This window comes from Halobellus litoreus (assembly GCF_024464595.1).
Lineage (GTDB): Archaea > Halobacteriota > Halobacteria > Halobacteriales > Haloferacaceae > Haloquadratum > Haloquadratum litoreum.
Genome location: NZ_JANHAW010000002.1, coordinates 371,943 through 384,737, shown reverse-complemented (window position 1 = coordinate 384,737; position 12,795 = coordinate 371,943). Strand labels below are relative to the sequence as shown.

General features: G+C 67.9%; 14 protein-coding genes. 6 read left to right on the top strand and 8 right to left on the bottom strand.

Going from position 1 to position 12,795, the window contains the following annotated elements:
* Nucleotides 1-98 precede the first annotated feature (98 nt).
* Entirely contained in the window at nt 99-785 is a 687-nt protein-coding gene (locus NO360_RS09415) for a rubrerythrin family protein (RefSeq protein WP_256307548.1), read from the bottom strand.
* A 124-nt stretch (nt 786-909) separates the two neighbouring features.
* Between NO360_RS09415 and NO360_RS09410 the strand changes: the two genes are divergently transcribed.
* Entirely contained in the window at nt 910-2,808 is a 1,899-nt protein-coding gene (locus NO360_RS09410; RefSeq protein WP_256307547.1) for a globin-coupled sensor protein, read from the top strand.
* 82 nt (nt 2,809-2,890) lie between these two features.
* Here NO360_RS09410 and NO360_RS09405 read toward each other — a convergent pair whose 3' ends face one another.
* From NO360_RS09405 to NO360_RS09395, 3 genes are all read right to left on the bottom strand, one after another.
* Nucleotides 2,891-3,217 carry a 2Fe-2S iron-sulfur cluster-binding protein gene (locus tag NO360_RS09405; protein WP_256307546.1) on the bottom strand — a complete coding sequence of 109 codons (327 nt, stop codon included), beginning with the start codon at nt 3,215-3,217 and terminating at the stop codon, nt 2,891-2,893.
* Nucleotides 3,218-3,374: 157 nt separating this feature from the next.
* Nucleotides 3,375-3,818: a universal stress protein gene (locus tag NO360_RS09400; protein WP_256307545.1), complete on the bottom strand. Its 444-nt coding sequence runs from the start codon at nt 3,816-3,818 to the stop codon at nt 3,375-3,377.
* 114 nt (nt 3,819-3,932) lie between these two features.
* Nucleotides 3,933-4,277, bottom strand: coding sequence for a DUF7964 domain-containing protein (locus NO360_RS09395; protein ID WP_256307544.1), 345 nt, complete (start codon nt 4,275-4,277; stop codon nt 3,933-3,935).
* A gap of 159 nt (nt 4,278-4,436) precedes the next feature.
* Between NO360_RS09395 and NO360_RS09390 the strand changes: the two genes are divergently transcribed.
* On the top strand, nt 4,437-6,176 hold the full coding sequence (locus NO360_RS09390) for a flippase activity-associated protein Agl23 (RefSeq protein WP_256307543.1): 1,740 nt from the start codon (nt 4,437-4,439) through the stop codon (nt 6,174-6,176).
* Between the two features lie 56 nt (nt 6,177-6,232).
* Here the strand turns inward: NO360_RS09390 and NO360_RS09385 are convergent, their stop codons facing one another.
* Complete coding sequence (locus NO360_RS09385; RefSeq protein ID WP_256307542.1) at nt 6,233-7,186, bottom strand: transcription initiation factor IIB; 954 nt, start codon at nt 7,184-7,186, stop codon at nt 6,233-6,235.
* A gap of 109 nt (nt 7,187-7,295) precedes the next feature.
* On the opposite strand from NO360_RS09385, the gene NO360_RS09380 reads away from it, so the two are divergent.
* The 3 genes from NO360_RS09380 (at nt 7,296) to NO360_RS09370 (ending at nt 9,570) form a co-directional block, all read left to right on the top strand.
* Nucleotides 7,296-8,276, top strand: coding sequence for a lamin tail domain-containing protein (locus NO360_RS09380; RefSeq protein WP_256307541.1), 981 nt, complete (start codon nt 7,296-7,298; stop codon nt 8,274-8,276).
* Nucleotides 8,277-8,401: 125 nt separating this feature from the next.
* The gene (locus NO360_RS09375; RefSeq protein WP_256307540.1) at nt 8,402-8,722 is read left to right on the top strand and encodes a DMT family transporter; all 321 of its coding nucleotides are present in this window, start codon (nt 8,402-8,404) and stop codon (nt 8,720-8,722) included.
* Between the two features lie 176 nt (nt 8,723-8,898).
* Nucleotides 8,899-9,570 carry an METTL5 family protein gene (locus tag NO360_RS09370; protein ID WP_256307539.1) on the top strand — a complete coding sequence of 224 codons (672 nt, stop codon included), beginning with the start codon at nt 8,899-8,901 and terminating at the stop codon, nt 9,568-9,570.
* Between the two features lie 21 nt (nt 9,571-9,591).
* Here the strand turns inward: NO360_RS09370 and NO360_RS09365 are convergent, their stop codons facing one another.
* The 3 genes from NO360_RS09365 to NO360_RS09355 all read right to left on the bottom strand — a co-directional run bounded on the left by NO360_RS09365 (nt 9,592) and on the right by NO360_RS09355 (nt 11,963).
* Complete coding sequence (locus NO360_RS09365; protein WP_256307538.1) at nt 9,592-11,289, bottom strand: rhomboid family intramembrane serine protease; 1,698 nt, start codon at nt 11,287-11,289, stop codon at nt 9,592-9,594.
* A gap of 131 nt (nt 11,290-11,420) precedes the next feature.
* The gene (locus tag NO360_RS09360; protein WP_256307537.1) at nt 11,421-11,699 is read right to left on the bottom strand and encodes a UPF0058 family protein; all 279 of its coding nucleotides are present in this window, start codon (nt 11,697-11,699) and stop codon (nt 11,421-11,423) included.
* A gap of 54 nt (nt 11,700-11,753) precedes the next feature.
* Nucleotides 11,754-11,963: a ribbon-helix-helix domain-containing protein gene (locus NO360_RS09355; RefSeq protein ID WP_103991912.1), complete on the bottom strand. Its 210-nt coding sequence runs from the start codon at nt 11,961-11,963 to the stop codon at nt 11,754-11,756.
* A 234-nt stretch (nt 11,964-12,197) separates the two neighbouring features.
* Here NO360_RS09355 and NO360_RS09350 point away from each other — a divergent pair, with 234 nt between their 5' ends.
* Nucleotides 12,198-12,791, top strand: a complete 594-nt coding sequence (locus NO360_RS09350; RefSeq protein ID WP_256307536.1) for a sulfite oxidase-like oxidoreductase — start codon at nt 12,198-12,200, stop codon at nt 12,789-12,791.
* The last annotated feature ends 4 nt before the right edge of the window (nt 12,792-12,795 follow it).

The window sequence follows — 12,795 nt, the reverse complement described above, 5'->3', positions numbered from 1 at the left end:
CGGCGTTCGACGAAGCGTAGCTTCGTCGAGCCAGCAAATCTCTGATTTGCGCTGTTCGATCCGGCGTAGCCGGATCGGGCGCGATAGACGAACTCCGGTCACGAGTCGTCGCCGACGGCGGGATCGACTCCGAGCGACCGAAGCGCGTCGGCGGTGTCGTCGTGGGCGAGTCGGATCGTGTAGCCGGCGACCAGTTCCGCCGTCTCCCACGCCGTCTCCGACTCGCATCTCTCCGCGAGCAGCGTCAGGCCGTCGTCGAGCGTTCCCGCGGTCTCTGCTCTGAGATCCCGAAACAGCGCCGCGCGCCGATCCGCTGCGTCCGTCTCTCTCCTCTCGAAGAACTCGATCAACTGCGCGTGCGTTCGGAGCGAGACGAGCGGGCGGCCGACCATCCCGCCGGCGACGCGCTCGACCGTTGCTTCCCGGCCGCGCAGGTACGCGTGCATCGGGCCCGGTGCGCCGTCTTCCGGCGTCCACTCGTCGAGTTCCGCCGCGACCCGCTCGCGGTGCTCGGTCTCCTGGTCGACGACCGATTCGAACGCGGTGCGAGCCCCGGGGTCGCCCTCGTCTGTCACCCACTCGGCGAACGTCGCTCGGGCGGCCGCTTCGCTCTCGGCGGCGGCGACGAGCAGCGCGCGCGCCGTGGGTTCGCCGCCAGCGGCCGCGGTGCGGAACCGTTCCGAGCCCAGCAGCGCGAGTTCCTCGGACCGCTCGGATTCGAGAGTCGTGCGGAGGTCCTCGCCCCGTTCGTCGCTCGCGCTGGGCTTCCCGCCGTCACTGTCCATACGCCTACCGCGGGCTCACGGCACCTAATCGTTGCTCTCGGTCACCGGCGGCCCGCAGACGGTCGGTATCAATCGTGATATCGCCGGGCGAACAATCATAAGTTGAGACGGCGGTGTCCCACGTATGAGCAATCGAGGCGTCGTCGTCGGCGAGCAGGAGCGGGGTCTCGTCGACGGCGACGAGTTGATCGACGAGTTGGACATCGACGACGCGGAGATCGAGTGGCGGAAATCGTTCGTTCGGTTGGACGAGGCCGACAGGGAGCGGATGCGGGACCTGGAGTCGGCGTTCGACGCGGTCGCCGACGACGTCGTCGACGAGTTCTACGAGCACCTGACGAGCGACGCGGACGCGACGGAGATCCTCGGGCGATCGAGCAAGGGAATCGATCGGCTGAAGACCGATCAGCGGTCGTACCTGCGGTCGCTGACCGACGCGGAGTACGACCGGGAGTACTTCGCGCGACGGGCACGCGTGGGCAAGATCCACGAGATGCTCGATATGGGGCCGAAGTTCTATATGGGGGCCTACAGCGTCTACTACGAGGGCCTGATCGACGCCATCGGCGAGAAGGTGAAGGCGGAGTACGGCGGTTCGAGCGCGTCGGAGACCGGGGCCGACGAGCCAGGCCACGACGGCAGTGACGGAGTCCCTGACGGCGACGCCGAGGGCACAGAACGACCTGCATCGGAGCGTCCGGGCTTTCTTTCGAGCCTCCTCGGCGGAGCGAACGCGCGGTCGACGGACTCGGAACCGGCGGCCGAAGCGGAGTCGACTGACGGGGACGTCGAAGCGGCGGTCGACGCGGTCGTCGCGCAGACGACGTCGCTACTGAAAGTGCTCGCGCTCGATCAACAGATCGCGATGGACACGTACATCCACGCCTACAGCGAGGAGGCGCGACGCGAAGCCGCGCAGCGCGAACGGCTGGCGCGCGAGGTCGAACGCGACCTCCGGGAGCCGATCGACGACGTCTCCTCGTCGTCGTCGCTCGTCGCGGAGCGCTCGGCGGCGATCCGGGACATCGCCGACGAGCAGGCGGGAGATATGGAGGACGTCGCGGCGGAGATCTCACAGATGAGCGCGACGGTCGAGGAGATCGCCGCCACCGCGGACGAGGTCGAAGGGACGAGCGACGAGGCCGCTTCCCGGGCGCGCTCGGGGGAGGAAGCGGCCGACGAGGCCATCGACGTGATGGAGGAGGTCGCCGACGCCGCCACCGAGGCGTCCGCGGACCTCGAACGGCTCCAGTCACAAATCGACGAGATCGACGCCGTGATCGAGGCGATCGACGACATCGCCGAGCAGACGAACCTCCTGGCGCTGAACGCGTCGATCGAGGCGGCGCGGGCGGGCGAGGCGGGCGACGGCTTCGCGGTCGTCGCCGACGAGGTGAAACAGCTGGCCGAGGAGTCCCGGGAACGCGCCAGCGACGTCGAGGAGACCGTCGACCGCGTGCAGACGGACGCCGAGGCGACGATCGAGAGTCTCGCGGAGACGACCGACAAACTCCACGAGGGCATCGACCGCGGCGAGGACGCGATGGACAGCCTCGACGAGATCGTCGACGCCGTCGAGCGGACGACGGAAGGAATCACGGAGGTCGCCGTCGCGACCGACGAACAGGCCGTCAGCGCCGAAGAGGTCACGGCGATGGTCGAGAAGACCCGAGACCGGGCCGAAGAGGTCGCCGAGCGCGTCGACGACGTCGCCGAAGCGAGCAGCGAACAGACCGAGCAGATGGAGCGGATCCAGCGCGCGGCGGATCGGTTAGCCGACCTCGACGCCGGTGACGCTCCGTCGACCGGGGACGGGCGGGGATCGGCTGCGCCGGCGGCCGCGATGCCGTCGCCCGATACGACGCCGTCGAGTGAATCCGGTGGCTCGGGTGAACGGGACGCGCCGACGGCCTCGATGGAGGCGGCGGACGCGACCTCCGAGGACGAGTTCGCCTTCGTCGGGACCGACGGGGGCGTCGCCTCCGAGAAACCGAACGACCGACCCGACGACGCGAACCGCTGAGGCCCCCGCGGTTCGCGGCCGCGACTGTGCGACGCTCTCTCGGTCGTGCCGGGAGCGGTCGATCAGTGTCGACCCAAAAAGGTCAGTCGTCGTCGGCCGCGGCGGCCGCGTCCGCGGCGTCCTGTTCGATGCTCGGCGGATACACGCCCCGGTCGAGTTTCAGGTCGCTCTGCGGACGGGCCATACAGGTCAACGCGTAGTCCTCGCGTTCCGCCTCCGTGAGTCCTCTCGCCGCGGGCTGGGTGACTTCTCCCTCGACGATCTCCGCGGAACAGGCCAGGCACATCCCGACGCGGCAGGAGTACTCCTGGGCGATTCCCGCCTCGATGCAGGCCTTCAGTATCGTCTGCTTGTCCGAGACTTCGATCGTCTCGCCCGTGCCGACGAACTCGACGGTGTACTCAGTCATACCTCGCCGTTCGACGGATCGCTTCAAAACTCTTTGCGAAGCGGTCGGGGGTGACCCTCCCGAAGGCCCCCTCGGTGCTCCGGCCCGCGGCGCTCGATCGGCGCGCTGTGGGCGGACGGTCGACAGCGTCACTCGGTCAGTTTGATGGCCGACAGCGTCACTCCTCGGTCTCTTCCTCGTCCGTTCGAACGGTCATCACCGGCGCGTCGGCCGTTCGAACGACCTTCTCGGCGACGCTGCCGAGCAGGAACCGGCCGACGCCGGTCCGACCGTGGGTGCCCATCACCACCAGGTCGATCTCCTCCTCGGAGACGTATTCGACGATCGAGCGATGGGCGATCCCGGTTCGGACGGACGTCTCGACGGCGACTCCGGCGTCCTCGGCGCGGTTTGCGACGCGGTCGACCGCCTGATTGCCCTCCTCCTGGAGCGCCTCGATGACGATGTCCGAGCCGACCTCCATCGACGAGTACGCGCCGGTGTCGACCACGTACAGCGCGTGCAGCGTCGCGTCGTACTGTTTCGCGAGTTCGATGGCGTGATCGACCGCCCCCTCGCTGGCGGCGCTACCGTCGGTCGGAACGAGGATGTTGTCGTACATCGTCTCGTCCTGGAGTACGACGCCGAGGGTTTAGAAACTACCCGTGGTCGTCGCGTCGGAGCGACTTCGGCGGTGACCGCTCTCAGTGACGATCGAGTCACCCCGTCACCGCCGTTATTCGCCGCCGTCGACGGTTGGCTCGTACGTCCCCGGGGCGTCAGCGGCGGTCACTTCCGCGGGGTCGTCTCCCCGGAACCGAAGGATCTCGGCCTCACAGGCCTGGAGGGCGTCGACGCGCTCGGTGTCGGCGTCGAGCGGGACGGTTTCGACGACGGACCACGACTCCGCGTCGGCGTCGAATCCGAGCCCTTTCACCCAGGTCGCCGTCGCGACGAGAACGCCGGTCACGCTGCCCTCGTCTTCGATCGGCACGGCCATCTCCAGCGCGTCGGCGGCGTTGAGTTCGAGCAGTTCCTTCGGTTCCAGCGGACGCGGCGGCAGCGACTCGACCACGCTCATACGGGGACTGGGGTGGGATCTCGCTTGTGCGTTGCGGATCGGGCGGACTGGTCGAAACCGGCCGATCGACCGAATCGAGCGAGGTCGTCGCTCCGATCCACGGGACCCGGGTCGACGCCGATCACAAAACTTCTACGCTCGGGGCGGTGAGAGCGTCGTATGTCCAGCGAGGGCGACGAGGGGACCGGCGGTTCCGAGCGGCGGCGGGTGTCGGCCTCGGGATCGATCTCTCGCCCCGACTCGGTCGTCGTCGCGGTCGTTGGCGTCGTCGTTGCCGGTCTCCTCCTCCGCCTGTTCGACCTCGGTTCGCGGCCGTTCCACTGGGACGAGGCCCGCGTCGGCTACTGGGCGCTCAGATACCTCGATACCGGCGCCTACCAGTACCGCCCGGTGGCCGGCGGTCCGCTGCTCTACCTGCTCGACCGCGGCCTGTTCGCGCTGCTCGGCGTCTCCGAGCGGATCGCGAGGCTCCCGGCCGCCGTTCTCGGGAGCGCACTTCCGCTGGTCGCGCTCCTCTTCCGGGACCGCCTCGACGACGCGGAGACGGTGCTTTTCGCCGCTCTGCTCGCCGCCCAGCCGCTCGTCCTGTACTACTCGCGGTTCCTCCGCGGCGACGTGCCGCTGGCGCTGTTCGGGCTCGCGTCCGTCGGGTTCGCGCTCCGGGCGTGGGACCGTCGGAGCCGATGCGACGCCTACGCCGCGGCGGTTTCGCTCCCTCTCGCCGCGTCGGCTTCGGGCTTCGTCGCCGGCTATCTCGTCTGCTGGCTCGTGGCGTGGGTGCTCGTCGTCGACCAGCGGAGCGTCGCGAGCGACCGGGGTTCGAGCCTGCGGTCGACCCTCTCAGACCTCCGCGAGCGACTCTCGGGGACGGCGACGCCCGCGGCCCGCGCGGGTCTCCTCGCGGTCGGCGTCACGGCGCTCCTGTTCGCTCCCCGATCGGGCCCCGGGGTCGACGTCGGGTTGTACGATCCGACGACGCTCCATCTGGCGTTCTACGAGGGGACCGTCGGCGCGTTCCGTCGGCTCGTCGGGGTTCGGATCGCCCACCGCTTCCCGGACGGCACGCACGCGTTCCTTCCGTACGTCGGCGACGCGGTCGGCCTGCTCCTCGCGTCGGCGCTCCCGGTACTCCTCCTAGGCGTCGGAACCACGCTCTGGATGCGCTACGCACCGTCGCGCCGACCGCTCGTCGAGGGCGCGGGGTACTGGGGGCTCGCGGCCGTCGTCGCCGTCCCGACGCTCGCTGAGGTGTCCGCGCCGTGGACGCTCGTCCACGTCGTCGTCCCGCTGTCGCTCCCCGCGGCGGTCGGTCTGGCGGCGATTTTCCGCCGGGGGGTCGCCGCCGCCTCGCGACCGGACGCGGACGCGGGAACGGTCCTCGCGGTCGCCCTCGTCCTCGTCGCCGTCGGCGGGCAGATTGGCGCGGTCGCCGCCGCCGACGTCTACGGGCCGTCGGACCGGAGCAACGACCTCGCCCAGTTCGCCCAGCCCAGCGACGACCTCGAAGGGCTCGAATCGGCGGCCCGGGCCGTCGCGGACGGGGACCCGTCGACCGTCGAGGTGGTCTACGTCGGCGAGTCGTTCCACGTGCCCGCGGACAGAACCGCCCGCTATCCGCCCGTCGGCGACGCCTGGGGGAACCGCCTTCCCCTCCCCTGGTACTTCGAGTCGGCCGGGGCGGACGCGGGGAGCGCGGAGAACGTCTCGGCGTTCGACTCGGCGTACGCGAACGGGTCGGTGCCGCCGATCGTCGTCGCCGAGCCGTCCGACCGCGACGCGCTCGCGGACCGACTTGGATCGGCGTACGAGCCGAGGACCTATCGGCTGGGGCTGTGGAACCGCGAGGTGGTCGCGTTCGTGCGGGAACCGAACGCGTCGGCATCGTCAGACGCGCCCTGAGGGGAGGGAGAGACCGTCGGGGAGAATGCGCGGTCGTCAGCGACGCGGGATCGGGATCAGCGGAAGCCCATCGCTTCGATCTGCTCTTGGTATCGATTCCGGATGGTGACTTCGGTCACCTGCGCGACGTCGGCCACCTCGCGCTGGGTCTTCTTCTCGTTGCAGAGCAGTGATGCCGCGTAGATCGCTGCCGCCGCGAACCCGGTGGGGGATTTCCCCGAGAGCAGGCCCTGTTCGGCGGAGACGTCGATGATCTCGGTGGCCTTCGACTGGACCTCTTCCGAGAGACCGAGCGAAGAGGCGAAGCGCGGCACGAACTGCTTGGGGTCGACCGGCTTCAGTTCCAGCCCGAGTTCCTGTGAGATGTAGCGGTACGTCCGTCCGATCTCCTTCTGGGGGACCCGCGAGACCTCGGCCACCTCGTCGAGCGAGCGGGGAATCCCCTCCTGACGACAGGCGGCGTAGAGCGCTGAGGTGGCGACGCCCTCGATCGAGCGGCCGCGGATGAGGTCCTCGTTGAGCGCGCGGCGATAGATGACGGAGGCGACCTCCCGTACCGAGCGGGGGACGCCCAGCGCCGACGCCATCCGATCGATCTCGGAGAGCGCGAACTGGAGGTTGCGCTCGCCGGCGTCCTTCGTTCGGATGCGCTCCTGCCACTTCCGCAGCCGGTGCATCTGCGAGCGCTTCTCCGAGGAGAGCGAGCGCCCGTAGGCGTCCTTGTCCTTCCAGTCGATCGTCGTCGTCAGGCCGCGATCGTGCATCGTCTCCGTGATCGGCGCGCCCACGCGAGACTTGGACTGCCGTTCGGAGTGGTTGAACGCCCGCCACTCGGGACCGCGGTCGATCTGCCGTTCGTCCAACACCAGTCCGCAGTCGTCACATACCAACTCCCCCTGGTCGGCGTCCGTGACGATGTCTTCGGACTCGCATTCGGGGCAGACGACCCGTTCGTCGTCTGTCTGTTCGGTCTCCTGCTCTCGCTGGCGCTGACGACGCGAACGTTCCATTATAAGGTTTGTGGTGAACAGTGAATTTAAACCTTTGTGACAGAGTTCAAATATGAACGCGATGCGACGTATCCACTCGATATATGTCGCGGCCGTCTGAAGGACGGGTATGCGCGCTCACACGCTCGCCGTCGTCCTCTTGATCCTTTCCGCGGGTTGCCTCTCCGGGATGCCGGCGTCCGAGGGCGGAGCGGGACCGGCGACGCCCGTTCCCACCGGTGCTCAGACCCTCGACTCGTCCGTCGATGGCGACCGCGTCACCGTCGTCGACGTCGTCGACGGCGATACGGTGAAGGTCGCGTACGAGAACGGAACCCGAGAGACCGTCCGGTTGCTCGGCGTCGACACGCCTGAAGTACACGGATCGAACTCGCCCGAGGAGTTCGAGGGCATCCCCGAGACGGACGCCGGAGCGTCCTGTCTCCGACGGGCGGGCGAACGCGCCTCGGCGTACGCGACGGATCGGCTGGCCGGCGAGACGGTCACGCTCGTCTTCGACGAACAGTCGGATCGACGAGGGTACTACGGGCGGTTGCTCGCGTACGTGTTCGTGAACGGCGAATCGTTCAACCACGCGCTCCTCCGTGAGGGACACGCCCGCGTCTACGAGAGCACCTTCACCGAACGTGAGCGGTACGAGCGGACAGAGGCGATGGCCCGCGACGACCGGCGCGGCCTGTGGTCCTGCGCCGATCCCGACGCCGGTTCGGTCGCGGCCGACTCGACTGGCGACGCGTCGGCGACTCGGACCGACGGTGGGGCGCCGTTGACTATCGCGGAACTGCATCCCGACGCCGAGGGCAACGACAACGAGAACCCGAACGACGAGTACGTCGTGTTTCGAAATTCGGGGGACGAACCGCTCGACGTCTCCGGGTGGACGGTCACCGACGCCGCGGATCACACGTACACTTTCCCCGACGGGACCGTCGTCGAACCCGGTGCGGAACTGACGCTCCGGACCGGGTCCGGGACCGACACCGACGCGACCGTCTACTGGGGCGCGGGCGGAGCCGTCTGGAACAACGGCGGCGACGTCGTTCTCGTGCGCGACACCGCCGGATCGACGGTCCTGCGGCGCTCGTACTGACGCCGGCGTTCGTACTAATGCCGCCGCCAAACCGTCGGAGCCCCTGACGGCAGCGGTCGACCGTCGCAAGCCGCGGTCGTCGGAACAACAAAACCTATAGCCCGAACGAGAGCGGAGAGAGCGGTATGTCGTGGTATCTCCTGCTGCTCGCGGGCCTGTTCGAGATCGGCTGGGCGATCGGTCTCGAGTACTCGGAGGGCTTCTCGAAGCCGGTGCCGACGCTCGCAACCGGGATCGCCATCGTCGCCAGTATGGTGCTTCTGGCCAGGGCCGTCGAGGACCTCCCGATCGGCACGGCGTACGCCGTCTGGACCGGCATCGGAGCCGTCGGAACGGCCTCTTTGGGCGTCGTCCTCTTCGACGAACCGGCGTCGCTCCTGCGCGTGGCCTTCATCGGCCTGATCGTCGTCGGTATCACGGGCCTGCACGTCGTTTCCGGTGGCTAAGGACCGTCGAAGTGCGAGACTGGCCCAACGGACTCAGCGCCTCGCGTGGGGCCGGGTTTTTATGCTCTCGGGGAAAATCCTACCGCGATGAAACCGATCTTCACGCCGCTCCGTTTCGCCCGGGCAGTCGCCTCGGCTGGCGGGGTCGCTGACACGGGGCTCGGGGGGCGATCCTGATGGGAACGAAGTCGGCGCTGGAGACGCAACTGGCGGTCGTCGCGGGGTTCGAGGACCCGCAGGCGGATCTCGAACAGTATCCCACGCCGCCGGAGTTGGCCGCCCACGTCGTCCACGTCGCGGATCTGAACGGGGACGTCGCGGACCGGTTGGTCGTCGATCTGGGGACCGGTACCGGGATGTTGGCGCTCGGGGCCGCGCTCAGAGGCCCGGCGCGGGTCGTCGGCCTCGACGTCGACCGCGCGGCGCTTTCCACGGCCGCGGAAAACCGTCGACGAGTCGGGACGCGAACGCCGATCGACTGGATCCACGCCGACGCGACGCGCGCGCCGATCTGCCCCGACGGACCGACGACCGTCCTGATGAATCCGCCGTTCGGCGCCCAGCACGGGAACGAACACGCCGACCGGGCCTTCCTCGAAACCGCCGCGTCGATATCGGAGGTCTCCTATTCGGTTCACAACGCGGGATCCCGGGAGTTCGTCGAGTCTTTCGCGGCCGATCACGGTGGCGAGGTCACGCACGCCTTCCAAGCGGCGCTCTCCCTGGAGCGACAGTTCGACTTCCACGAGGCCGACACAGAGGAGATCGAGGCCGAGGTCTACCGGATCGAGTGGGCCGGCAGTGCGGGCGAAGCCGACGGCCTGGCGGACGACAGCCCCGGGGCGTAGCGCGGACCCGTTCGGCGGGGCTCACTCGTAGCTCTCTTTCGCGAGTAACTGTAGCCGAGTCCCGTCGTAGGTGACGAACACGCGGGACTCGTTGCGCGTGAACGTCAGCCCGTTGACCGTGACCGACTCGTTCTTCGCCGGCATCTGAGCGCTGAGGGACTGGTTGCCGCGATCGACGCGGAGGAAGTACCCGTTCCGTGTCGGGACGACGGAGACGTTCCGGTTTGCGAGCGTCGGCGCCGCGGTCACGGGATCGGACGTGTACACGACCCGACCCGACTCGTTGTCGCCGAGCGCGACGCGGTAGGCCGTCCCGTTCCCGAGCACGTTCCAGCCGTCCCGCTCGGCGTAGACCGTCTCGCGCCACCCGACGCCGCCGAGGCGGACGGCGACCTGGCCGTCGAAGGCGAGCCGACCTTTCGTGACCGCCGTCGTCCAGATGCCGCGCCGTTCGCTACGGACGATGACGCCCGAGGTGTTGACCGCGGTCGTCTCGCCGAAGGCCTCGACGTCGACGACCGCGACGAGGCCGTTCTCGACGTCCTCGGCGTACGTCACCTCGTAGTCGCGCACGGTCCGTTCTTCGCCCGGGAGCTCCCCGGAACTGGCGGTAAAGAGGTTCGCGGGGACCGCGGGACCCGCGACGGCCGCCGTCGAAAGCAGGAGGACCACGGCGGCCACCTGCCAGTTGCGGACGGCGCCGCTGTCGCCGGTCTTCGTCCGGCTCGCAGAGGCGCGTTGCACCTCGCTGTCGCCGCCGAGTGCCCGGGTGAAGAGCGGGTCGTCGCGAGCGACGACGGCGAAGGCGACGACGAGCGCGAGCGCCGCGACGAGCATCACGCCTACGGCCCGATACAGCACGTACGTTTCGCCGCCGCGGAACCAGTAGACGGCCCACAGCGACTGTTCGACGGCGACGAGGATCGTCCCCAGCCAGAGGCGCCGCGCGCTCGGTCGGGCGTCCCGCGACCGGGCCCGGACGACCACGAGGCCGAGGAGGACGCCGATAAGTAGCCCGAGCGCGTGGCCCTGGATGGCGATGTCGGCCCACCACGGCGTGATGTACCCCGGACGGCCGCTCGCGGTGAGCACCGGCGTCCGGAGGGTGTTGTACACCAATCGAAGCGCCCCACCGCTGGCGAGTGCGACGACGGTCCCCAGCGGGTAGTTGACGAGGGCGACGCCGGCGAACGCGAAGACGACGCCGGAAAAGCCGATGATTGGACCGATCGCGAATATCGAGGTGAGTAGCCCCACGACGAGTACGGCGGCCGGAAAGACAGCGAACGCCCGGACGTAGGGGTTCGTCCGCAGTGAACCGAACGACTGTGACCCGCGCTCGCGCGGGAAGTGTCCCCAGGCGTATTCCGCCAGCGGCGCGAGCGTCAGCGTCCCGACGAGGTTGCCAATGAGATGTCCCGCGCCGCTGTGTGAGAACGCGGCGCTGGCGATTCCGAGCGGATATAAGTACGACCAGGCACGGAACGGGATCGTGACGGGGGAGTACCAGTACTCGTACCCGCCCTGGAGGAAGAGATAGACCGCGAGCACGAACCCGGCGGAGACGAGCGTGCCCCACGGGACGCCGAGGACGAACCGTCGCCGGAGTCGCGCGCCGAACGTAGACGGCCGATCGACGACGAAAACGACCCCGAGAGAGAAAAGCAGTGCGGCCACGACGCCGACGCGTAGCAGCAACTCCGCCGGGAGGGACTCCATCGTCTGTGGGGAGAGACCGGGCGGTTAAGAAACTACGTCGTTTCGACCGGGAACCCGGAGACGGTCATCGGACTACCACCGGGGTGTGTATGCACGTCGCGAGAGTCGCTGCCTGGCGTCCGGACCGAAAATCAGAGTTTCCCCTCGGCGTCTTTGGCGAGTTCCTCCATCCGTTTGCCCACGCGCCCGGCGTTCGAGAACTCGTCCTCGCTCATCGCGGTCGCGAGCGCGTTTCCGAGCACGAAGACGGCGTGTTTGTGCTCGCTCTTGGACTTGTGCACGTGTGAGGGGTCGACGTCGAGGTTCTCGTACTTGTCGAAGATGCTGCCGTCGACGTTTTCGCGCGCGGCGAAGTTGTCCTTGATGGTCACCATCTGCTCGTGCAGTTCCAAGAGCTCGTCTTTGTGCATAGACGTGGATACGTAAGAGATCGATTTAAGGATTATTGGTGGGAACTGACACGGTCAGAAGACGTACTCGTCCTCGTGGCCCATCATTCCGTCGTCTTCGAAGCGATCGTCTTCGTCCATCGGGCCGCTCGTTTTGAACGCTCGCAGACCTGTGGAGAGCAGTTCCTCGATGGCTTCCTCCCGGTTGACGAACTCGCCCTGGTCGACGAGTTGTGCGATCTGCATCTCGAGGTGTTCGGGGACGTTGATGTTCACCTTGGGCATCTGAACGTGAGGGGGTTTGGAGCCGGGTTATTTAAAGCCTGCGGCGAAGTTTCCGGGATAAGAAAAGTATAGTTACCAAAATAGGAATACAGATTTTTTAATCAGCGCATAATTATTCTCATTTACCGCATTCCCTGGAGACAGAATCAGTGTCGGTCGCGGCTACGCTGCCAGCACCGTCCAGCTAGCGATCAAGAACGGCAGCGTAAGGTGCCTCGCGCCAGGAGAACAGGTATGGACGAGGACGTGACGGACATCTACGAGGAGTTCGGTGACTCTCGCCTCCCACCGGGACAGCGCGAGACTGAGGACTTCCCCGTGCTCTCGAAGAGCGGGACGCCCTCCTGGAAGCGCGAAACGTGGTCGTTCGACGTCTGGGGTGCCGTCGAGACGGAGCGCACGTTCGACTTCGAGGAGTTCCGGGACCTCCCCGCGACGACCCAGCGACAGGACTTCCACTGCGTCACGGGATGGAGTACGTTCGACCGCGAATTCACCGGGGTCCCGTTTCCGACGCTGGCGGCGGCGGCCGGGGTTCGAGACGACGCGACGCACGTGCTCTTTCACGCTCTCGACGGCTACACCACGGACCTTCCGCTCTCGGACTGTATGCGCGAGTCGGTGCTTTTCGCCTACCGGCTGGACGGCGAGCCGCTGCCCGAACCCCACGGCGGTCCGCTTCGAGTCCTCACGCCGCACAAGTACGCCTACAAAGGAGCAAAGTGGGTCGACGGCGTCGAGTTCCTCACCGAGTCCGAGCGGGGATACTGGGAGCAGCGCGGCTACTCCGCCTCGGCGAACCCCTGGAACGAGGAACGGTACGGTTGATCCG

Excerpts from the sequence above, each read along its gene's own strand:
- NO360_RS09415 (WP_256307548.1), bottom strand. The coding sequence starts at position 785 with ATGGACAGTGACGGCGGGAAGCCCAGCGCGAGCGACGAACGGGGCGAG.
- NO360_RS09410 (WP_256307547.1), top strand. The coding sequence starts at position 910 with ATGAGCAATCGAGGCGTCGTCGTCGGCGAGCAGGAGCGGGGTCTCGTC.
- NO360_RS09405 (WP_256307546.1), bottom strand. The coding sequence starts at position 3,217 with ATGACTGAGTACACCGTCGAGTTCGTCGGCACGGGCGAGACGATCGAA.
- NO360_RS09400 (WP_256307545.1), bottom strand. The coding sequence starts at position 3,818 with ATGTACGACAACATCCTCGTTCCGACCGACGGTAGCGCCGCCAGCGAG.
- NO360_RS09395 (WP_256307544.1), bottom strand. The coding sequence starts at position 4,277 with ATGAGCGTGGTCGAGTCGCTGCCGCCGCGTCCGCTGGAACCGAAGGAA.
- NO360_RS09390 (WP_256307543.1), top strand. The coding sequence starts at position 4,437 with ATGTCCAGCGAGGGCGACGAGGGGACCGGCGGTTCCGAGCGGCGGCGG.
- NO360_RS09385 (WP_256307542.1), bottom strand. The coding sequence starts at position 7,186 with ATGGAACGTTCGCGTCGTCAGCGCCAGCGAGAGCAGGAGACCGAACAG.
- NO360_RS09380 (WP_256307541.1), top strand. The coding sequence starts at position 7,296 with ATGCGCGCTCACACGCTCGCCGTCGTCCTCTTGATCCTTTCCGCGGGT.
- NO360_RS09375 (WP_256307540.1), top strand. The coding sequence starts at position 8,402 with ATGTCGTGGTATCTCCTGCTGCTCGCGGGCCTGTTCGAGATCGGCTGG.
- NO360_RS09370 (WP_256307539.1), top strand. The coding sequence starts at position 8,899 with ATGGGAACGAAGTCGGCGCTGGAGACGCAACTGGCGGTCGTCGCGGGG.
- NO360_RS09365 (WP_256307538.1), bottom strand. The coding sequence starts at position 11,289 with ATGGAGTCCCTCCCGGCGGAGTTGCTGCTACGCGTCGGCGTCGTGGCC.
- NO360_RS09360 (WP_256307537.1), bottom strand. The coding sequence starts at position 11,699 with ATGCACAAAGACGAGCTCTTGGAACTGCACGAGCAGATGGTGACCATC.
- NO360_RS09355 (WP_103991912.1), bottom strand. The coding sequence starts at position 11,963 with ATGCCCAAGGTGAACATCAACGTCCCCGAACACCTCGAGATGCAGATC.
- NO360_RS09350 (WP_256307536.1), top strand. The coding sequence starts at position 12,198 with ATGGACGAGGACGTGACGGACATCTACGAGGAGTTCGGTGACTCTCGC.